14 protein-coding genes are annotated in these 19,891 nt (G+C 71.9%); 10 read left to right on the top strand and 4 right to left on the bottom strand.

Going from position 1 to position 19,891, the window contains the following annotated elements:
- The first annotated feature begins 8 nt into the window (after positions 1-8).
- Positions 9-1,520, top strand: coding sequence for a CoA-acylating methylmalonate-semialdehyde dehydrogenase (gene mmsA, locus IE274_RS02275; RefSeq protein ID WP_190113807.1), 1,512 nt, complete (start codon positions 9-11; stop codon positions 1,518-1,520).
- A 313-nt stretch (positions 1,521-1,833) separates the two neighbouring features.
- Entirely contained in the window at positions 1,834-3,267 is a 1,434-nt protein-coding gene (locus IE274_RS02270; RefSeq protein ID WP_190113806.1) for an APC family permease, read from the top strand.
- Between the two features lie 65 nt (positions 3,268-3,332).
- On the opposite strand, the gene IE274_RS02265 is transcribed toward IE274_RS02270, so the two are convergent.
- The gene (locus tag IE274_RS02265) at positions 3,333-4,571 is read right to left on the bottom strand and encodes a threonine synthase (RefSeq protein ID WP_190113805.1); all 1,239 of its coding nucleotides are present in this window, start codon (positions 4,569-4,571) and stop codon (positions 3,333-3,335) included.
- A gap of 183 nt (positions 4,572-4,754) precedes the next feature.
- Between IE274_RS02265 and IE274_RS02260 the strand changes: the two genes are divergently transcribed.
- The 3 genes from IE274_RS02260 to IE274_RS02250 all read left to right on the top strand — a co-directional run bounded on the left by IE274_RS02260 (position 4,755) and on the right by IE274_RS02250 (position 10,432).
- Complete coding sequence (locus tag IE274_RS02260) at positions 4,755-7,475, top strand: alpha/beta fold hydrolase (protein ID WP_190113804.1); 2,721 nt, start codon at positions 4,755-4,757, stop codon at positions 7,473-7,475.
- A complete protein-coding gene (locus IE274_RS02255; RefSeq protein WP_229909096.1) occupies positions 7,472-8,467 on the top strand; it encodes an ABC transporter permease in 996 nt (331 codons plus the stop codon). The genes IE274_RS02260 and IE274_RS02255 overlap by 4 nt, the downstream gene beginning before the upstream one ends.
- Before the next feature lie 306 nt (positions 8,468-8,773).
- Positions 8,774-10,432, top strand: a complete 1,659-nt coding sequence (locus tag IE274_RS02250) for a VWA domain-containing protein (protein WP_190114096.1) — start codon at positions 8,774-8,776, stop codon at positions 10,430-10,432.
- A 71-nt stretch (positions 10,433-10,503) separates the two neighbouring features.
- Here the strand turns inward: IE274_RS02250 and IE274_RS02245 are convergent, their stop codons facing one another.
- Complete coding sequence (locus IE274_RS02245; protein WP_190113803.1) at positions 10,504-12,354, bottom strand: arabinofuranosyltransferase AftB family protein; 1,851 nt, start codon at positions 12,352-12,354, stop codon at positions 10,504-10,506.
- Between the two features lie 502 nt (positions 12,355-12,856).
- Here IE274_RS02245 and IE274_RS02240 point away from each other — a divergent pair.
- Positions 12,857-14,785: an AMP-dependent synthetase/ligase gene (locus tag IE274_RS02240; protein WP_190113802.1), complete on the top strand. Its 1,929-nt coding sequence runs from the start codon at positions 12,857-12,859 to the stop codon at positions 14,783-14,785.
- Here the strand turns inward: IE274_RS02240 and IE274_RS02235 are convergent.
- Entirely contained in the window at positions 14,782-15,465 is a 684-nt protein-coding gene (locus IE274_RS02235; protein ID WP_190113801.1) for a MerR family transcriptional regulator, read from the bottom strand. The two genes, IE274_RS02240 and IE274_RS02235, sit on opposite strands and share 4 nt — an antisense overlap.
- A 98-nt stretch (positions 15,466-15,563) precedes the next feature.
- Between IE274_RS02235 and IE274_RS02230 the strand changes: the two genes are divergently transcribed.
- From IE274_RS02230 to IE274_RS02215, 4 genes are all read left to right on the top strand, one after another.
- Positions 15,564-15,974, top strand: coding sequence for a DUF3291 domain-containing protein (locus IE274_RS02230; RefSeq protein WP_190113800.1), 411 nt, complete (start codon positions 15,564-15,566; stop codon positions 15,972-15,974).
- Positions 15,975-16,127: 153 nt separating this feature from the next.
- Positions 16,128-17,369, top strand: a complete 1,242-nt coding sequence (locus IE274_RS02225; RefSeq protein WP_190113799.1) for a sensor histidine kinase — start codon at positions 16,128-16,130, stop codon at positions 17,367-17,369.
- Between the two features lie 63 nt (positions 17,370-17,432).
- Positions 17,433-17,873 carry a hypothetical protein gene (locus IE274_RS02220; RefSeq protein ID WP_190113798.1) on the top strand — a complete coding sequence of 147 codons (441 nt, stop codon included), beginning with the start codon at positions 17,433-17,435 and terminating at the stop codon, positions 17,871-17,873.
- Positions 17,870-18,931, top strand: a complete 1,062-nt coding sequence (locus IE274_RS02215; RefSeq protein WP_190113797.1) for a winged helix-turn-helix domain-containing protein — start codon at positions 17,870-17,872, stop codon at positions 18,929-18,931. The genes IE274_RS02220 and IE274_RS02215 overlap by 4 nt, the downstream gene beginning before the upstream one ends.
- Before the next feature lie 145 nt (positions 18,932-19,076).
- Here the strand turns inward: IE274_RS02215 and IE274_RS02210 are convergent, their stop codons facing one another.
- Positions 19,077-19,733, bottom strand: coding sequence for a response regulator (locus tag IE274_RS02210; protein WP_190113796.1), 657 nt, complete (start codon positions 19,731-19,733; stop codon positions 19,077-19,079).
- Positions 19,734-19,891 lie beyond the last annotated feature (158 nt).

Here is a 19,891-nt window from a genome sequence, read left to right as displayed (position 1 = left end):
TTCTTGGCATGACGAGCACGACGAAGACCGTCGACCACTGGATCGGCGGCAAGAGCGTCGAGGGCGCGTCCGGCACGTACGGCCCGGTCACCGACCCGGCGACCGGTGCCGTGACGACCCGGGTGGCGTTCGCGTCCGTGGCCGAGGTGGACGCGGCGGTCGCCGCCGCGCAGGCCGCGTACCTGACCTGGGGTCAGTCCTCGCTCGCGCAGCGCACCTCGATCCTGTTCAAGTTCCGGGCGCTGCTCGACGCGCACCGCGACGAGATCGCCGAGCTGATCACCGCCGAGCACGGCAAGGTGCACTCCGACGCCCTCGGCGAGGTCGCCCGCGGCCTGGAGGTCGTCGACCTGGCCTGCGGCATCAACGTGCAGCTCAAGGGCGAGCTGTCCACGCAGGTCGCCAGCCGCGTGGACGTCTCCTCCATCCGGCAGCCCCTCGGCGTCGTCGCGGGCATCACGCCCTTCAACTTCCCGGCCATGGTGCCGATGTGGATGTTCCCGCTCGCCATCGCGTGCGGCAACACCTTCGTGCTCAAGCCGAGCGAGAAGGACCCGTCGGCCGCGATGAAGGTCGCGGAGCTGCTCGCCGAGGCGGGCCTGCCGGACGGCGTGTTCAACGTCGTCCATGGTGACAAGGTGGCCGTGGACCGCCTCCTGGAGCACCCGGACGTGGCGGCCGTGTCCTTCGTGGGCTCCACCCCCATCGCCCGCTACATCCACACCACCGCTTCCGCCAACGGCAAGCGCGTGCAGGCCCTCGGCGGAGCCAAGAACCACATGCTGGTCCTGCCCGACGCCGACCTGGACGCGGCCGCCGACGCCGCCGTCTCGGCCGCGTACGGCTCGGCGGGCGAGCGCTGTATGGCCATCTCGGCCGTCGTCGCCGTCGGCGCGGTCGGCGACGAACTCGTCGCGAAGATCAAGGAGCGCGCCGAGAAGATCAAGATCGGTCCCGGCAACGACCCGGCCTCCGAGATGGGCCCGCTCATCACCGCCGCCCACCGCGACAAGGTCGCCTCATACGTGGCGGGCGCCGCAGCCCAGGGCAGCGAGGTCGTCCTGGACGGCACCGGCTACACCGTCGAGGGCCACGAGGACGGCCACTGGATCGGGCTCTCGCTGCTCGACCGGGTGCCGGTGACGGCGGACGCGTACAAGGACGAGATCTTCGGCCCGGTCCTGTGCGTGCTGCGCGTGGAGACGTACGAGGAGGGCCTCGCCCTCATCAACGCCTCGCCGTTCGGCAACGGCACCGCGATCTTCACCCGGGACGGCGGCGCCGCGCGCCGCTTCCAGCTGGAGGTCGAGGCGGGCATGGTCGGCGTGAACGTGCCGATCCCGGTGCCGGTGGGCTACCACTCCTTCGGCGGCTGGAAGGACTCGCTCTTCGGCGATCACCACATCTACGGCAACGACGGCACGCACTTCTACACCCGCGGCAAGGTCGTCACGACCCGCTGGCCGGACCCGTCGGACGCGCCGGCGGGGGTCGACCTGGGGTTCCCGCGCAACCACTGAGCAGTCGCGAAGCAGGTGACGAAGCCGTCCGGATTCCGGACGGCTTCGTTTCTTTTTCGGGGTTCGGGCTGCGGTTCTCGTGGAGAGGGGATGAAACGGGTGACGCAGGCTGCACTCGTAATCGACCTTGCTATCAAAGGTCATGGGTGAAATCGATCAGGTGAAATTCACCTATGGCTGCGAAGGGCTGGGAATCAACGGCGAGTTGGCTACGTGAAGGGCTGCGGATTCCGTAGGTAATCGGGCATTGACGTTCCCCTTACGCCGGGGTTTCCATGACGGCTCTGCCGCCCGAACCGAACGGAACCGCCGCATGAGCGAAACGCTTCGCACGCTGCCCGAGCCCGTGGCCGTGCCCGCTTCCGCGCCGACGGAACCGGCGGCTCCCACGGCCGCCGAGGCCCCGCGCAAGCTGAAGCGTTCCATCGGCGTCGTCGGCGGCACCCTGCTCACGCTGTCCTGCGTCACGCCCGCCTCCACGCTCTTCGTCGTCGTACCCGACCTCTTCTCCACCCTCGGCACCGCCACCGCCCTCACCATCGCCATCGGCGCGCTGCTCTGCGTGGGCGTCGCCTTCTGCTACTCGGAGCTGGGCACCCTCATCCCCAGCGCGGGCGGCGAGTACGCGATGGTGTCGACCATGGCCGGACGGCTCGCGGGCTGGCTCGTCTTCGTCCTCTCCCTGCTCGTCGTGATGATCGTGCCGCCCGTGATCGCCATGGGCACGGCCGACTACCTCGCCCCCGTCGTCCACCTCGACCCGTCCTACGCGGGCGCCGGAGTCATGCTCCTCGCCACCCTCGCGGGCCTCCTCGACCTGCGGGCCAACGCGTGGATCACCGGGATCTTCCTCGTCCTCGAGGTGATCGCCGCGGGAGTGGTGGCGGTGCTGGGGTTCGCGCACGCGGAGCGGGGGGCGGGGAGCCTCGTGGACCTCACCGTGGCCACGGGGTCCGGCTCCGGCGACGGCACGAAAGCCGTCACCGCCATGCTGATCGTCTCCGGGCTCGCCATCGCCCTCTTCGTCACCCAGGGCTTCTCCACCGCCGTGTACCTCTCCGAGGAGATGGAGAACCCGCGCAGGAACGTCGCCCGTACCGTGCTGCTCACCCTCGGCATCTCGGCCGTCGTGCTCCTCGTGCCCGTCGCCGCGATCACCATGGGCGCACCCGACCTCGCCGCGCTCACCAGCGGGGACATCGGCGCGATGGTCGCCGCCTGGTCCAGCTCCGGGGTCGGCACCTTCATCAGCCTGTGCGTCGCCCTCGCCATCATCAACGCGGGCATCGTCATGGTCATCCAGAACTCCCGCGTCCTCTTCGCCTCCGCCCGCGACAAGGCGTGGCCCGCGCCCGTGAACTCCGTCCTGTCCCGGCTCGGGCGCTTCGGCTCGCCGTGGGTCGCCACGCTCCTGGTCGGCGTGCCCGGCGCGGCCCTCTGCTTCGTCAACCTCGACACCCTGTACGGGGTGACCGGGGTGTCCGTCACCGGGATGTACCTCCTCGTCGCCGTCGCCGCGCTGCTCGCCCGGCGGGGGTCCCACGGGGCCGCTCCCGCGTGGCGCATGCCGCTGTGGCCCGGGGTGCCCGTGGTCCTCATCGCCGTCCTCGCCTACGTCCTGAGCCAGCAGGAGGCGCCCTATCTGCTGTGGACCGGGGGGATCGTGGGCGTGGCGACGCTGTACTGGGCGCTGTACCTGCGGCCGCGGCGGGAGAGCCGGTGGCTGGTGACGGTCCCCACGGACTAGGTGTATTGACTCGCAGGGTTGTTGACGCGGCTGATGGGTCGGCGCCCCAGCCCCCGAGGGCAGCGCTAGGCGCGGAGGCGGCGTTCCACGGCCGGCCAGTCATCCGGGTCGATCGTCTCGGAGGGGCGGGCCGTCAGGAGGTCGAGGTCCTTGAAGCCGCTGGAGGTGGAGACGCAGACGACGGGACCCTCCTGGGGCCCGAGCCGGCGGAGGCCGGCGAGGGCCGCGGCGGCGGAGAGCTCCGCCCAGATCCCGTTCCGAGCCAGCTCGGAGCGCGCGGCGGTCATCTCGTCGTCGGTGACGAGCAGGGCCGCGCCGTGCGACTCGCGGAGGGCGACGACCCCACGGTAGCCACCGACGGGACAGGCGATGGCGTACGCGGCGGTGGGCCCCAGAGGGACATGCGCCGCGGGCACCCCGTCCCGCACGGCCGCGGCAAGCGGCCCCCCGGCGGCAGGCTCGCACCCGTACAGAAGAGGCACCCGCTCGGCACACCCGAGCCGCACCAGCTCGGCGAACCCCTTCCAGATGCCGAACAGCATCTCTCCGTAGCCGGTGGGCACGAACGCCACGCGCGGGACGACACCGAGGTCGGCGAACATCTCGTAGGCGAGCGTCTTGTAACCCTCGGGCCCGAACCCGTGCCCGGTGTGCGCGGCGGGCGTGAGATTGCTGACGGGGTGGTACCCGGTCCGCTCGGCGATCCGCCGGAGAAGCGGCCACCGCGCCTCCGCGGGGACGCGCAGCACAACGGCCCCGTAGCCGCGCAGAAACGCGTCGACGGCGGGCGGCACCTCCGCCGAGGTGAGGACGACGCACCGCAGCCCGGCCCTAGCGGCGTACGCCGCCGCGGAGGCACCGTGGTTGCCGGAGGAGGCGACGACGACCCCCGCCGCGCCGACGCCGGCCGCCGCGCCGACGGCGACCCGGTTGAGCCGGTCCTTGTGGCTCCAGGTCGGATTGCGGGACTCGTCCTTGATCCACACCCCGTCCTCCAGGGGCACCAGCGGAGTGCCCCCCTCCGCGAGCCCGGGGGAGTGCAGGGGCGGAAGCAGCGGCGCCCACCGCTCGTGCCCGCGCGGCCGCTCCGCGGCGGTCGCGAAGAAGTCGGCGGGCACCTTGTCGTAGGCGTAATCGACCTCTACGGGGTACGCGACGGACTCCGTAGACGTGACCGGGCAGCCCTCGGTGAGCGGTGGCCACAGCGGGAACCGCACGGAGGGGTCGCCGAGCGAGCGCTGGCCGATGGCCAGTGATTCCGTGGGGACGGCGGGGCCGCCGGGGGCCGCGGGCGGAGGTGTCATGGGTCAACAGGGTAGGCGCCCCTGACAGTTGACTCGCTGAGGGGCGCGGCGGCAAGGGCGGGACCCGGCCCCCGCCTACCGCGTCGGTGGTACGCCAGCACCCCGCCGTACTTCCCGGGGAGGCCCCGGGGTTCCGACCGCCGGGGGCATTGGTTGTCGGCGGGCCCCCGTACCGTTGACGCCATGGATCTACGACGGCCCAAGGCCGGAGCCTGGAAGGCCGCGCTGCGCGGGCCGAGGCGGCTGTTCGCCGCCGCGGCCGCCGTGGTGGTGCTCGCCGGGGCGGGTACGTTGACGGTGGTGCCGGCGCTGTCGGACGAGGGCCCGGACGTGCGGCGCTCGGACCAGACGCTCGCCATGGGCAAGGCGGCCGACGGCCAGGACGTGCGGATCGACACGTCGTACTTCACGGCGGGCGACCCCGGCGAGAAGCGCCCCGCCGTCCTCGTCGGGCATGGCTTCGGCGGCAGCAAGAGCGATGTGCGCGAGCAGGCCGAGAAGCTCGCCCGCAAGGGCTACGCGGTCATGACGTGGTCCGCGCGCGGCTTCGGCAAGTCCACCGGCCGGATCGGTCTGAACGACCCGAAGGGCGAGGTCGCCGACGTCTCCCGGCTCATCGACTGGCTGGCCGAGCGCCCCGAGGTGCGCCTCGACAAGGCGGGCGACCCGCGTGTGGGCGTCACGGGCGCCTCGTACGGCGGCGCGGCCGCGCTGCTCGCCGCCGGGTACGACCAGCGGGTCGACGCGATCGCCCCGGTGATCACGTACTGGAACCTGGCGGACGCCCTGTTCCCCCAGGGCGTGTTCAAGAAGCTGTGGGCCGGGATCTTCCTCAGCGCGGGCGGCGGCTGCGACCGGTTCGAGAAGCGGCTGTGCGAGATGTACGACCGGGTCGCGGTGGCCGGGAAGCCGGACGCGAAGGCGCGTGAGCTGCTGTCCGAGCGCAGCCCGTCCGCCGTCGGCGACCGCATCAAGGTGCCCGCGCTGATCGTGCAGGGCCAGACCGACTCGCTGTTCACGCTCAACCAGTCCGACGCCATGGCCAGGGCGATCCGCGACAACCACGCCCCCGTGTCGGTCGACTGGATCGCGGGCGGGCACGACGGCGGCGACATGGAGACCGACCGGGTCGCGGGCCGGGTCGGCACCTGGTTCGACCGCTATCTGAAGGACGACAAGGGCGTCGACACCGGCCCCGCCTTCCGCGTCACGCGCACCGGAGGCATCGACTCCACAGACGGCGCGGCCACCCTGCGCGGCGCGAGCGCCGACCGCTACCCGGGCCTGGAGAGCGGCGTCCGCGACGTGCCCCTCGCCGGGCGCCCACAGACCTTCGACAACCCCGCGGGCGCCTCGCCGCCCGCCGTGTCCGCGCTGCCCGGCATCGGCACGGCGGCCGGTGGCGGCGGCCGCGGCGGCGGTCTCGCCCAGCTCTCCTCGCTCGGCATCGGCGTCTCCCTCGACTTCCCCGGCCAGAACGCGTCGTTCGAGTCGAAGCCGGTCTCCGAAGACCTGCACGTCACCGGCGCGCCGACCGTGCGGGCGCATGTGAAGTCCGACAGCGAGGACACGGTCCTCTTCGGGAAGGTGTACGACGTCGGGCCCGGCGGCGACCAGCGGGTCCTGCCCGCCCAACTCGTCGCACCGGTGCGGGTGGCGGACGCCGTGGACGGCGTGGACGTCGACCTGACGCTGCCCGCCGTCGACCACGAGTTGAAGAAGGGCCACCGGCTGCGCCTCGTGCTCGCCTCGACCGACCTCGGCTACGCCTCACCGGCCCGACCGGCCGCGTACACGGTGTCGTTGAAGAGCGACCTGAAGGTCCCGACGGCCCCCGGCGTGGACACCGCCGCGGCCCCGCTGCCCGCCTGGGTGTGGTGGCTGCCGATCACCGGCGCCGTCCTCGCGGTGGGCCTGCTGGTCCTCGGCCGCAGGCGCACCACGGCGCCCGCGCCCGACCCGGCGCTCGCCGAAGTCCCCCTGCAGATCACGGACCTGAGCAAGCGGTACGCGAAGTCGACCGACCGGTACGCGGTCCGGGACGTCTCCTTCCGCGTCGAGAAGGGCCAGGTCCTCGGCCTGCTCGGGCCGAACGGCGCGGGCAAGACGACGACCCTGCGCATGCTCATGGGCCTCATCCGCCCCGACGCGGGCGAGATCCGCGTCTTCGGCCGCGCGATCCGGCCCGGCGCGCCCGTCCTGTCCCGGGTCGGCGCGTTCGTCGAGGGCGCCGGTTTCCTGCCGCACCTCTCCGGCCGGGAGAACCTGGAGCTGTACTGGGCCGCCACCGGCCGCCCCGCCGCGGACGCCCACCTCGACGAGGCCCTGGAGATCGCCGGGCTCGGCGACGCCCTCGCCCGCGCGGTGCGGACGTACTCCCAGGGCATGCGTCAGCGCCTCGCCATCGCCCAGGCCATGCTCGGCCTGCCGGACCTGCTCATCCTCGACGAGCCGACCAACGGCCTCGACCCGCCGCAGATCCGCGAGATGCGCGAGGTGATGATCCGGTACGCCGAGGGCGGGCGCACCGTCATCGTCTCCAGCCACCTCCTCGCGGAGGTCGAGCAGTCCTGCACGCACCTGGTCGTCATGGACCGAGGCCGCCTCGTCCAGGCGGGGCCCGTGGACGAGATCGTCGGCTCCGGAGACACGCTCCTGGTCGGCCTCGCCGCCGACGTCCCGGACCCGCTGGTGGAGAAGGTGGCGTCGCTGCCGGGCGTGGTGTCGGCCACGCGCGCGGAGGGCGGGCTCCTGGTGCGCCTCGAAGGACCGGGGACCGGGGACGGCTCCCCGGCGGCGCGGCTGCTCGTCGAACTCGTACGGCTCGAAGTCCCCGTCGAGTCCGCCGGACCGCACCGCCGCCTGGAGGACGCGTTCCTGACCCTGATCGGAGGCACCGCATGACGGCGACCGAGAGCACACCGGACGCACCCGACGCGACGGACGCCCCCGACGTGCCGGACGCGACGAATGCGACGGACGCTTCGAAGGCGTCGGTCGCGGTGGGCGTGGCCGACGCGGTGACCGCCGACCCCGGAGCGGGCCCCGGTGAGCGCGCCACCGCGCCCGGATACCGCGCCGGGCGCACCCTGCCCCTGCGCGTCGAGGCGGTCCGCCAGCTCAAGCGGCGGCGCACCCTGGTGATGGGCGGCATCCTCGCCCTGCTCCCGTTCGTGCTGCTCATCGCCTTCGCCGTCGCAGGGTCGCCGGGCGGGCGGAACGACCAGGTCACCCTCATGGACACGGCGACGGCGTCCGGCGTGAACTTCGCCGCGACCTGTCTGTTCGTGTCGGCCGGGTTCCTGCTGGTGATCCCCGTGGCGCTGTTCTGCGGGGACACCGTCGCCTCCGAGGCGGGCTGGTCCAGCCTGCGCTATCTGCTCGCGGCGCCCGTGCCCCGAGCCCGGCTGCTGTGGTCCAAGCTCGCCGTGGCGCTCGGCCTGAGCGCCGCCGCGATGCTGCTGCTTCCGGTGGTCGCGCTCGCGGTCGGGGTGGCGGCGTACGGGTGGGGGCCGCTGGAGATCCCGACCGGTGGCACGCTCGACGCGGGCACGGCCGCGCAGCGCCTGGCGATCGTGGTGGCGTACGTCTTCGTGTCGCAACTCGTCACCGCGGGCCTCGCCTTCTGGCTGTCGACGAAGACCGACGCCCCGCTGGGCGCGGTCGGCGGCGCCGTCGGTCTCACCATCGCCGGGAACGTCCTGGACGCCGTGACGGCCCTCGGGAGCTGGCGCGACTTCCTGCCCGCGCACTGGCAGTTCGCCTGGGCGGACGTGTTCCAGCCGACTCCGGAGTGGGGCGGCATGATCCAGGGGTCGGCGATCTCGGTGACGTACGCCCTGGTGCTGTTCGCGCTCGCGTTCCGGGGGTTCTCGCGGAAGGACGTGGTGTCGTAGGCGGGGTGGGTCCCGGGGTGGTGCAGGTGCGCGGGCGCCGGGGCAGGCGCGGGCGCCGGGGCTCGGCGGAGGCGGAGGATCGACTTCCGCTCGCCGTGGCCGACTTGAGACCCTTCCGCAACATCCGGGATCGATCGTCCTGGGCCCCTCGGCCGTCACAGTCACGAGCGCTGACGAGACGAACCGGGGGACCGACCCATGAAACACACGCCCTTCTCACGCACCCGCAGCCACACCCGCGCACGCACCCGCATACCTGACCGACGCCGCCGCACCGCGCTGGCCGCCGCCCTCCTCGCGGGCGGCATGCTCCTCGCGGGCTGCAGCGGCGGCGGGGACGACAGCGGCGGCGACAAGCGCCGCACGGCGAGCAAGGAACGCGGGTCGAACGCGCTGCCCGCGCCCGCACCGGCGGTCCCCGACGGGGCGCGGGACTCGCGGGAGCAACAGGACGGCAAGCGCGACGACATCGCCCCCAGTCCCACCCCCGCCGACATGCGCTCCACCTTCGCCCTGGACGTCGACACCGCCTCGTACGGCTTCGCCCGCCGCACCCTGGACCGGGGCAGCCTGCCCGACCCGGCGACGGTGCGCCCCGAGGAGTTCGTCAACAGCTTCCGGCAGGACTACCGCAAGCCCGACGGCGACGGCTTCTCCGTGAGCGTGGACGGCGCCCGCACCAACGCCGACGGCTGGTCCCTGATGCGCGTCGGCCTCGCCACCCGCCCGGACGACGAGGAGCGCCGCCGCCCGCCCGCCGCCCTCACGTTCGTCATCGACATCTCCGGCTCCATGGCCGAGCCGGGCCGCCTCGACCTGGTCAGGAAGTCCCTGGGCGTCATGACCGACCAGCTGCGCGACGACGACTCGGTGGCCCTCGTGACCTTCAGCGACCGTGCCGAGACGGTCCTGCCCATGACCCGCCTCGGCGACCACCGCGACCGCGTGCACGGCGCCGTCGACGCACTGCGCCCCACCGCGTCCACGAACGTGGAGGCGGGCATCACCACCGGCTACGACACCGCGTCCCGCGGCCTGCGCAAGGGCGCCACCAACCGCGTCGTACTGCTCTCCGACGCCCTCGCCAACACCGGCGACACCAGCGCCGACGGCATCCTGCGCCGGGTCGAGGACGCCCGCAGGGCGCACGGCATCACGCTGTTCGGCGTCGGCGTGGGCAGCGACTACGGAGACGCCCTGATGGAACGGCTCGCCGACCGGGGCGACGGCCACACCACGTACGTGGCGGACGAGAAGGACGCCCGCAAGGTGTTCTGCGAGCAACTGCCCGCCAACATCGACCTGCGCGCCCGCGACGCCAAGGCCCAGGTGTCCTTCGACCCGCGGACGGTCGAGCGGTTCCGGCTCATCGGGTACGACAACCGGCGCGTCGCCGACGACGACTTCCGCGACGACCGCGTGGACGGCGGGGAGGTCGGGCCCGGCCACACCGTGACGGCCCTGTACGCGGTCCGCACCCGGCCCGGCGCGAGCGGCCCGCTGGCCACGGCGCACGTCCGCTGGCTCGACCCGGAGAGCCGCGCCCCGCGCGAGGAGTCGGCCGACCTCCGCGCCGGCGACCTGGACGGCACGCTGGACAAGGCCGACCCGCGCTTCCAAGTGGCCGCCACCGCCGCGTACTTCGCCGACGGGCTGCGCTCGCCGTACGACCGCCCCGACGGCGGCGAGACATACGGCGAGGACGGCCGGGAGGACTACGGCAGCCAGGGCGAGGACAGCACGACGACACCGCTGCCGGGCGCCCCGTCGCCGGACCGGCTCGAGCAGTGGGCGCGCGGCCTCGCGTACACGACGGACGACGAGGACGTGCGCGATCTCGCGGAGAGCATCCGCAAGGCGAACGACCTGCGGGAGCGGGCGCCCACACGGCAGGACACGACGCCGCCCGCCCCGTACGCCACGGGGACACCGGCGCCGGGGTACGGCGGGTCCACGCCGCGCTGACGGAGGCGACTGCGGCTTCGGTCGTACCCGCCGCCGCAGCGCCGCGCGCCCCGCAGTGCCGCGCGCCCCCCTCAGCGCCCTCCGCCGCACAACTCCCGTTCCGCCCGCACCGGATCGTTCGGGAAGCGGAACGACGTCCGCTCCAGGGCGCCGGCGGCGTTGCGCAGGAAGCGCCCCGGTGTGAGGGGGGCGCGCGTGGCGGCGCGCAGTTCGGCGAGCGGGCCGCAGCCGAGGGCGCGGCGGGCGGCGGCCACCCGGGCCGGGTCGAGTCCGGACGGCAGGTCGGCGGTGCCGCGGTCGGCGACGACCCACTCGTCGGGCAGCCACTTGTCGTGGCCCACGCGCGCGTGGGCGATGCGCTGGGAGTGGGCGGCCAGGGGGTAGGCGAGGCCGATGGGGTCGAGGGCGGCGCCGTCGAGGGGGACGACGGTGCCGTTGAGGCCGAGGGTGGCGTAGAAGCCGGTCACGGCGGGGGCGGCGGCGTCGACGCGGGTGCGGGAGACGAACAGGGCGGAAGCGCCGCCGTGCCCGGCCGCGCGCACCTCGCGCGCGTAGGCCGCGTTCTCGCGGTAGCCGCCGAAGGTGTGGTGGACGGGGTGGGCGGCGGCGTTCTGCCGTACGTACACCCCGCGTTCGTCCGCGATGCCGCCGGGCCCGATGTGCCCCTCGTACCCGATCCGCAGCACGGCGGCGCACACCACGGCCCACCCGCACACCCCCGTGGCGGCCAGCGCCCACGCGCGCGTGGCGGGCACCAGGAAGACCGGCAGGACCATCAGGAACAGTCCCGGCAGGAACATCCGGGCGTGCATGAAGTCACCGCCGACCTTGATGACGTACGCCCAGCAGAGCAGGCCCGCGAGGACGGGGGCGAGTGCCGGGACGAGCGGTACGGTCGGGTGGGCGGGCCCGGACATCGCGGCGGGCGCGGCCGCCCCGGCGCGCACGGACCACTCGCCGCGTGCGGACAGCCGGGTGCGCCCCGACGGCAGCACCGCCGCCACCACGAACAGCGCGGGCACCCACAGCAGATACGGTCCGGCGAAGTCGCCGAGGTAGCCCAGGCCGCGCCCCCACAGGCTCTGCGAGGCCTCCTTGGTGACGCCGGGCAGCGGCACCAGATGCCCGTAGTAGCCCATGCGGAAGATCTCGTACGCGACCGGCAGCGCCCCCGCCGCGCCCGCACCGGCCAGCGCGGCGCGCCGGGAGGGGCGCGCGCTCAGCCACTGCGCGCCCAGGAACACGGCGGACACCAGGGCCAGATCGGGCCGTACGAGCGGGCCGAGCCCGAGGACGAAGGCGGTGGCGAGGGAGCGCGGCCGGGTGACGAGCAGCAGCCAGGCGCCGCCGATCCAGCAGGTGGCGAGCCCGGTCTCCAGACCGGACGTGGCGAAGTCCCAGACGGGCGGGAGGGCCAGGGGGATCAGGGCGCCGAGGGGGAGCAGCGTCCGGGTGCCGCGGGCCCCGGCGCGGCCGCCATCCGCGCCGCCCCTTGTGCCGTCCCCGTCGTGCAGCCGCACCGCCCCCCACGCCGCGAGCCCGAACCCGGCCGCGGTGAGCAGCAGCCCGCCGTACACGGCGGCGGTGGCCACATCGGCGCCCGGCAGCCCCGCGAGCACCAGCAGCCACTGCCACAGCGTCCCCGTGGACGACTCGGCGCGCTCGCCCGCGTTGAACACCGGTCCGTTCCCGGCGAGGATCTGCCGGACCGTGCGGACGTAGATGTGCCCGTCGTCGGACATCCAGCGCCGCTGGAACCCGGCGACGAGGAGCACGAGCGCGGGCGCCAGGCAGAGGGCGGCCCGCAGGAGCGGCCGGGCGGGGCCGGGTCGGCCGCCCGGCCGTGCGGCGGCCGTGCCGGCGAGGGCGGCGAGGGCGCCCAGCGTGCCGCGGCGCCGGACAGGGGTGCGTGTAGAGGTCATGCACCGTACTTCGGCGCAGGTCAGCCGGGTCTTGAACGGTGGCTGTCCAGCCGGCTGCAGCCGCGTACAGCCGGGGAACGGACCGTTCCCACTCCCGTGCTCCGCCTGGAATCCGCACCTCTTGAGGAGGCCGAGGCCCTGCTCCCGCGCGTAGCCGCGGTACGTGCCGCGCTGGTGCGCGACGACGTCCCCGTCGGGCCGCCGGACGTCGTCGTCCTCAGCGTGGGGTGGATGTTCCCGCGCGCGGGCCTGGACCAGCATGCTCTCGGTGTGGTCGGTGTGTTTCGAGCCCCGCGCCCGGCCCGGAGTTCTTCTGCGCGAACCATTGAAATTCCCTTACGCGTCGGTAAGTTGACTCGAAAGTAAGCGTTGGGATCCGCCGCACCGGCGCCACACCGCGCCCCCTGCACCACACCGCACCCCCGCACCGCATCCCCCACACCCCGCACCGCAAATGCACCGCACCCCCGCACCCGCGCCGAGCGAACGAACGGGAGCCGTCATGGGCGTACGCAAGGACCTGAAACAGGCGCGCCGCCGCACCGATCTGGCCGACCGAGCCAAGGTCGAGACCGTCAGGGACGACCAGGGCGTCGTACGGGAGGCCCGCACCCCCGCCCTGGCGGCGTCGGCCACCCGCGGCAGCACCGCCGACATCCCCTTCACCAACGCCGCCGAGGCCCCCGGCGCCGTCGTCCTGCGCCGCAAGGAGGCGGACCAGTGGCGCCCCGTCACGGCCGCCGCCTTCGCCCGCGAGGTCACCGCGGCCGCCAAGGGCCTGATCGCGTCCGGCCTCGAACCGGGCGGCCGGGTCGCCCTGATGTCCCGTACCCGCTACGAGTGGGCGGTCCTCGACTTCGCGATCTGGGCGGCGGGCGGCCAGACCGTGCCCGTCTACCCGACGTCGTCCGCCGAACAGATCGAGTGGATCGTCCGCGACTCCGGCGCCACGCTCCTCATCGCCGAGACCGGGGAGAACGCGGCGACGGCGCGCCGCGCGGTCGCCGGACACCCCACGCCCCCGGCCGTGTCGGTCCTCGACGACGGCGCGGTCCTCGAACTCGCGGAGCGCGGGCACGGGGTGGGCGACGAGGAGGTCACCGCGCGCCGCGCGGCCCTCACCCCCGACTCCGTAGCCACCGTCTGCTACACCTCCGGGACCACCGGCAGACCCAAGGGCTGCGTCCTCACGCACGGCAACCTGCACGCCGAGGCCGCGAACACCGTCGCGTTGATGCACCCGGTCTTCAAGGAGGTCACCGGCCAGACCGCGTCGACCCTCCTGTTCCTGCCGCTGGCCCACATCCTGGGCCGCTCCATCCAGATCGCCTGCATGCTCGCCCGCATCGAACTGGGCCACTTCCCGAGCGTCAGACCGGACGAGCTCCGCCCCGAACTGCGCGCCTTCAGACCGACGTTCGTCGTCGGCGTCCCGTACCTCTTCGAGCGGATCCACGACACCGGGCGCGCGACGGCCGAACGGATGGGCCGCGGCGCCTCCTTCGACCGCGCGGACCGCATCGCCGTGCGCTTCGCCGAGGCGTACCTGAACAAGTTCCAGGGCCGCGGCCGCGGCCCGTCCCTGGGCCTCTACGCCGGCTGGGCGCTGTACGAACTCCTCGTCTACCGCCGCGTCCGCAAGGAGGTCGGCGGCCGCCTGCGGTACGCGATCAGCGGCGGCTCCCCGCTCGACAAACGCCTCAACCTCTTCTTCTACGCCGCCGGAATCCTCATCTACGAGGGGTACGGCCTGACGGAGACCACCGCGGCCGCGACCATCGTGCCGCCGCTCGGCCCGCGCGCGGGTACGGTCGGAACGCCCGTACCCGGCACGGCGATCCGCATCGCGGACGACGGCGAGGTGCTCATCAAGGGCGGCATCGTCTTCAACGCCTACTGGAACAACAAAGAAGCCACCGACGCCGTCCTCGCGGACGACTGGCTGGCGACCGGGGACCTCGGCTCCCTCGACGACGACGGCTACCTCACCATCACCGGCCGCAAGAAGGACATCATCGTCACCTCCGGAGGCAAGAACGTCTCACCCGCCGTCCTGGAGGACCGCCTGCGCGGCCGCCCCCTCGTCGGCCAGTGCCTCGTCGTCGGAGACAACCGCCCCTACGTAGCCGCCGTCATCACCCTCGATCCGGAAGCCGTCGCCCACTGGCTGACCGTGCGCAAGCGCCCCAAGGACACCCCCCTGTCCGAGCTGTGCCACGACCCACAGCTCCTTGAGGACCTGCAGAAGGCGGTGGACTACACCAACGAGGCAGTGTCCCGCGCGGAGTCCATCCGCCGCTTCGTGGTCGTCGAGGGCGCGTTCACCGAGGAGAACGGCCTCCTCACACCATCCCTGAAACTCAAGCGCGGGGCGGTCGTGGGGGCGTACGCGAAGGAGATCGAGGGACTGTACGACTCGGGTGGGCGCTAGGGCCTGTCCGATGGGCCGCGGTAGCGCGCCGCCGCCTCCGACTCCTGGGCGAGGCGGCGGAGCGCGAGCAGGGCCGGTTCCAGGAGGAAGGTGAGCTGGACGGCGCGCTCGGCCTTCTCCAGCGGGTCCTCCGGGCCCTCGATCTGGTCGAGGTCGAGGGCGGCGGTGCGCTCGGCGAGGCGGGCGTAGGGGAGCAGGGCGCGCCAGTCGTACGCGATGCCGAGGCCGCGCAGCGTGTTCAGGGTCCGCGTGACGGTCTTGCGGGCGGGGCTGAACTCGGTGACGTCCCAGCCGAGTTCGGCGATGAGCGCGTCGACTTCGGCGTCCTGACCGGCGTTAGCGCTGGAGTCGGCGTCGCCATCGGCCTTGGCGCCCTGCCCGGCGCCGGTGTCCGTGCCGCCGCCCGCCCCGGGCCACACCCCGAAGACGAGCCCCAGCAACTCGTACGTATCGCCCTCCACCTCACTCAGGCTGCCCACGATCTCCTTGGCCGCACTGACACTCAGCCCGCGCGCGCCGATCAGCGCCCGGACGAGCCGCAGCCGCCGCAGATGCGACTCGTCGTACTCGGCCTGCGTGGCGGAGGTGGCCCGCCCGGGCGGCATGAGCCCCTCACGCAGATAGAACTTGATCGTCGCGGTGGGCACCCCGCTGCGCCGACTCAACTCGGAGATACGCACAGCCGCCGACCCTCTCCCTGTGACTGACCCTATGGCATTAGAGAGCGCCACTACCTAATATGGATAGCGCCACTCTCTAACTAGGGATCGAGGATACCGTGCCGATCATTCCCTGGGTGACCCCGCACAAGGCGGCCCCCGACACGATCGCGTTCGTGATGGCCTCCCGCCTGGAGGTGAAGTCCCTGAAGCACGTCCCGCGCTTCTTCTGGAAGTCCTACGCGACCTGGAAACAGGTCCGCACCGCCCCCGGAGCCCTGGGTGCCTCCCTGGAGGCCCAGCTCACCAAGGGCGTCTTCTACACCCTCTCCGCCTGGCAGGACCGCGCCGCCCTGTACGCGTACGCCCGCACGGAACCCCACAAGAGCATCATGACGGGCCTGCGCCCGACGATGCGGGACTCGGTGTTCACGTTCTGGGAGGTCCCGGCGGGGGAGCTGCCGATCGACTGGGCGGAGGCGAAGCGCCGCTTGGCGGAGGAGGCGTCGACGCCGCACGGCCACGCGTGACGGGGCGAAGGCTGCCCACGTCGCGCCCGTCATGCGTGGCCCTGGGGCGACTGAGGGACACGAACTAACGGCGCCCGGCCACCACTACGCTTTCGTTGCGTGACGAGACGGAAGCGGACGGGATTACGCGAACTTCTCTGCGCGCTGTCGGCGGTGGTGACGCTGATCGTGGCCACCGCCACGACTCCGTCAGTCGGGCCGCTCATCAGCGGGTCCGGCTCGGTGACGGTCGCAGCCGTGCTGATGCTGACCGCATGGCGATCACGCCGGTCGGCGGTGCTGCTCCCCACCATGTTGATCGCGGCGGGGACATCCCTGATCGTCACCTTCACCTATCAGGGTCCGGCCAGGACCGCGGCGGCGAACTGGTGGACGGCCGAGACGCTGGCGCTGATGGCGTTGGTGATCTTCAGCGTCCGCCGGGCGACGGTGAGTACGGCCTTGGGGCTCAGCACCCTGCTGGCCACCTCGATCATTCTGTCGCCCCTGCGCATCACCATGAACGTCGTTCCTCGAGCGAGCGGTGCCGAGACCCTGCAGCTCTGCTTGCTGTGGGCCATCTTTGCGATGGCCGCTGCAGGCATCGGCGTCTATCTGCGCAGCCTGGACACCCGCAGCCTCGCCAGGGCGGCTGCCGAGCGTCGAGCCGAACGGATCAGTCTGGCACGGGACTTGCACGACTACGCCGCCCACGACATCTCGGCGGTCGTCGTCCTTGTCGAAGCCGCCCAGGTCCTGGCCGTCGAGCACCCCCAACAGGCGTTGGAGCTGCTTCCCGAGATCGGCGCCGCCGGGGTGCAGGCCCTGCAAGCGATGGACCACACGGTTCAGCTGCTCTCCGAGGCCCCGTCGGGTACGGAGCGGGACGGCGCTGCGGAGGTGGCGAGCGGCAGCGTGCCTCCGCGCGAGGCGGGCGGGGAGAACGGGGTGCCGCGCCCGAAGAGAGGCCCGGGAGCGCGGCGTGACCTCAGTGAACTGCCCGCCCTGGTCGCCCGGTTCAATCGCACCGGCACCCCTGAAGCGGTCCTTGAGGTGGCCGATGGAGTACTGGAGCGCCTGCCGGCGGACGTGAGCGCGCTGGGATACCGCGTGGTCGTGGAGGCCCTCACCAATGTGCGTCGCCACGCCGCCGCGGCCTCACGGGTGGAGATCGTGCTCAGCGGCGACACCTGGCGCGGCGACGACGCACTGCGCATCGTGGTCACGGACGACGCCGAGCATCCGCAGCCCGTGCCCGGCCTGGTGGACCGTGCGACAGGTGTGGGCGGCACCGGTATCAGCGGTCTCGCCGACCGGGCAGCGGCGCTGGGGGGCGAGTTGACGGCGGGCCCGCACCCACCGCACGGGTGGAGCGTGAGCATCTTGGTGCCCCTGCCAGGCGAGACGCCCACCTGACCCGATTTGCATCTGCCAAACGGCCGATACCGGGATGAGGGCCGTCCTGGCAGCATGATCCTCATGTCTGAGCGAACGGGGGCGAAGATCGTTCTGGCGTTGGCGCTGGCGACACTTGTCGCGCTGACCGGGGTGAGCACGGGTGCGCTGGACGACCTGGACGCCAGCCCTCGTGACGGACGACGCCAGTTCGTCTTCGACGGAACGCGCCTTTCCGTCGTGGTGCACGGCGACGGCCGCGCAAGGCTGCGGTACGGGAAGAAGAACGAGGTCACCGTTACCCGGAAGCTGACCGGTGCGGCGGCAAAGAAGGGGAATTCATCCTGGAGCCTGGAGGATCAGGTCCTGCGCCTCTTCGCGCGCTGCACCGGCATCGCGATAAATTGCAGCGTTGAGTACGTTGTCCACCTTCCCCCGGATGTCGATGTGTTCGTCTCGGCGTCGCCAGGTGTCACCATCATGGATCTGAATGGTGCGCAACAGACGTGCGATGTGGAGGTGTGAACCAGATTGCCGCCGACTTGAGTCGGCTGTTTGTGCTGCCTGTTTGTAGATTGTTTATACATTGCCCTCAGGGGAGCTTCGCTGTGTATCGAATCATTCTGTCTGCTGACGACATCATGCGCATCAGGGTAAGCGAGACAAACAATCCGTCCGTGGAGGCCGTCTTTGCTCTGCAGGCGCTCCACGGCAGTGGCCATGATGGATTCGGTGAGTGGCGGTTACGCGTAGCGAGGAACTTGATGCGCTCGGGTGCGCGGGCACAACGTACTGCGAACCTGGTCCGTACCGTCAGCGATCCGGAGGTACTCCTTGCGTTGTGTACCGGCGCGGGACCCTCGGAATCCAGGCCGCGCGGTGACATCAGCGCGTCGCGGGCTCAGGCGATGTCGGCGATACGGGACTTCTTCCGCCTGGCTGTCGCGCCGCACTGGGAGCCTTTGCGCGCCCACTTGAGCCTGGCCGGGGACACGCGCAGAGACGTGATGTCCCGCGAGGGGGTCCGCGTGCTGCTCGATGCCCTGGGCCCGGACATCCGCTGGAACGCTCCGGCGTTGGAGATCCACAATGTCGAAGCGGGCGAGCTGGAACTGAACGGGACCGGACTCGTATTGGCACCTTCGATTTTCTTGCAGAGCGCCGGGCACGTGGCCCGGTTCACCGGCGGGAGAGGGCGTGACGTTCCGGTCCTGTTCTTTCCCGACCGTCCGGCAGCGGATGAGCTCGCGCGCCTGCTGAGTGACACCACCGCTGCGGGCGAGCGGCGCGGCAGGGAATCGGACGGCCTCGCGGCACTCCTTGGCAGAACGAGAGCCGCCGCGCTCCGTGTGCTGAGAGAGCGCGAAGGCTGGAAGAACGCCGAACTCGCCGAACGGCTCGGGGTGTCCGCCGCCGCGGTGAGCCAGCACACGACCGTACTGCGGGCCGCCGGCCTGATCGCCACGCATCGCAATCGCAGCCATGTGGTCCATACCGTCACGCACCTCGGCCGCCTTTTGCTGCAAGTGGGGGCACTTGAATCGTGGCCGACCGCGTCCGCACCGCGACCGACCTTCGCATGACGTGTTGGGGGCAGCACCTTGGCGACGCAGACCATTGAATTCCTCCGCACACCTGAATTCCTCCGCACACCGCTCATGATGTCGAAAGCGGCGGTGCCGGGCTATCGGCCGTTCGGCAGATTGCGCCGTGCGCGGGGGGTCGGAGCTACGGTTCTTCCATCAGTCCGGAGCCCCAGACCCATGCGGCGATACCCACGCGGTTCTGGACCTTCAGCTTCTTCTGGAGGTGCGCGAGGTGTGTCTTGACCGTTCCCGCGGAGATGAACAATTCGGCACCGATATCGGCGTTGGTCATTCCTTCCGCCACCAGCCTGGCGACTTCCTGTTCACGCTTGGTCAGGAGCTCACTGGATTGATGAACGACGAGCGGCCTATTCCGAAAGCGGCTCAGAAGCCGGGTGGTGATCTCGGGGCTGATCATGGAATCGCCTGCCGCCGCGGCCCGGACCGCCTCGATGAGCACGGCGGACCTGGAACGTTTGAGGAGGAACCCGCAGGCTCCCGCGCCCAACGCGGCATGAACGTATTCGTCGAGGTCGAACGTGGTGACGATCACCACGTGCACGGAAGGCGTGGATTGCATGACTTCCCGAGTCAGCTCAAGACCGTTCATCTCCGGCATGCGGATATCCGCGAGCAGCACATCGGGTACGAGGGAACGGGTGGCCGCCAGGGCCGTCACCCCATTCTCGGCCTCGCCGACGACCTGCAGGTCGTGCTGAGCTTCCAGGATCCTGCGAAAACCTGTCCGGATACTGACTTGGTCGTCCGCCAGGAGCACGCGCGTCTTCATGCCGTTCATGGTGCCATGCGAGGTGATCGCATGCAGGTGGAGAATTCAGGCCACGATCGAGCAATCTCGGCCAGCGCGGCGGCCGTTGTGCGGAGGGTTCTGCCATGGGATCGGCGGGCTGAAAATCGCTCGCAATCGGAGGGAAATCTTCCGATTAAGGGTGACCT

This window comes from Streptomyces flavofungini, assembly GCF_014650815.1.
Lineage (GTDB): Bacteria > Actinomycetota > Actinomycetes > Streptomycetales > Streptomycetaceae > Streptomyces > Streptomyces flavofungini.
Note: the sequence above shows the minus strand (reverse complement) of the source record. Positions and strands in the feature narration are given on the sequence as shown.

Coding starts and splice junctions, on each gene's coding strand:
- mmsA (WP_190113807.1), top strand. CDS start 9: ATGACGAGCACGACGAAGACCGTCGACCACTGGATCGGCGGCAAGAGC.
- IE274_RS02270 (WP_190113806.1), top strand. CDS start 1,834: ATGAGCGAAACGCTTCGCACGCTGCCCGAGCCCGTGGCCGTGCCCGCT.
- IE274_RS02265 (WP_190113805.1), bottom strand. CDS start 4,571: ATGACACCTCCGCCCGCGGCCCCCGGCGGCCCCGCCGTCCCCACGGAA.
- IE274_RS02260 (WP_190113804.1), top strand. CDS start 4,755: ATGGATCTACGACGGCCCAAGGCCGGAGCCTGGAAGGCCGCGCTGCGC.
- IE274_RS02255 (WP_229909096.1), top strand. CDS start 7,472: ATGACGGCGACCGAGAGCACACCGGACGCACCCGACGCGACGGACGCC.
- IE274_RS02250 (WP_190114096.1), top strand. CDS start 8,774: ATGCTCCTCGCGGGCTGCAGCGGCGGCGGGGACGACAGCGGCGGCGAC.
- IE274_RS02245 (WP_190113803.1), bottom strand. CDS start 12,354: ATGACCTCTACACGCACCCCTGTCCGGCGCCGCGGCACGCTGGGCGCC.
- IE274_RS02240 (WP_190113802.1), top strand. CDS start 12,857: ATGGGCGTACGCAAGGACCTGAAACAGGCGCGCCGCCGCACCGATCTG.
- IE274_RS02220 (WP_190113798.1), top strand. CDS start 17,433: ATGTCTGAGCGAACGGGGGCGAAGATCGTTCTGGCGTTGGCGCTGGCG.
- IE274_RS02210 (WP_190113796.1), bottom strand. CDS start 19,733: ATGAACGGCATGAAGACGCGCGTGCTCCTGGCGGACGACCAAGTCAGT.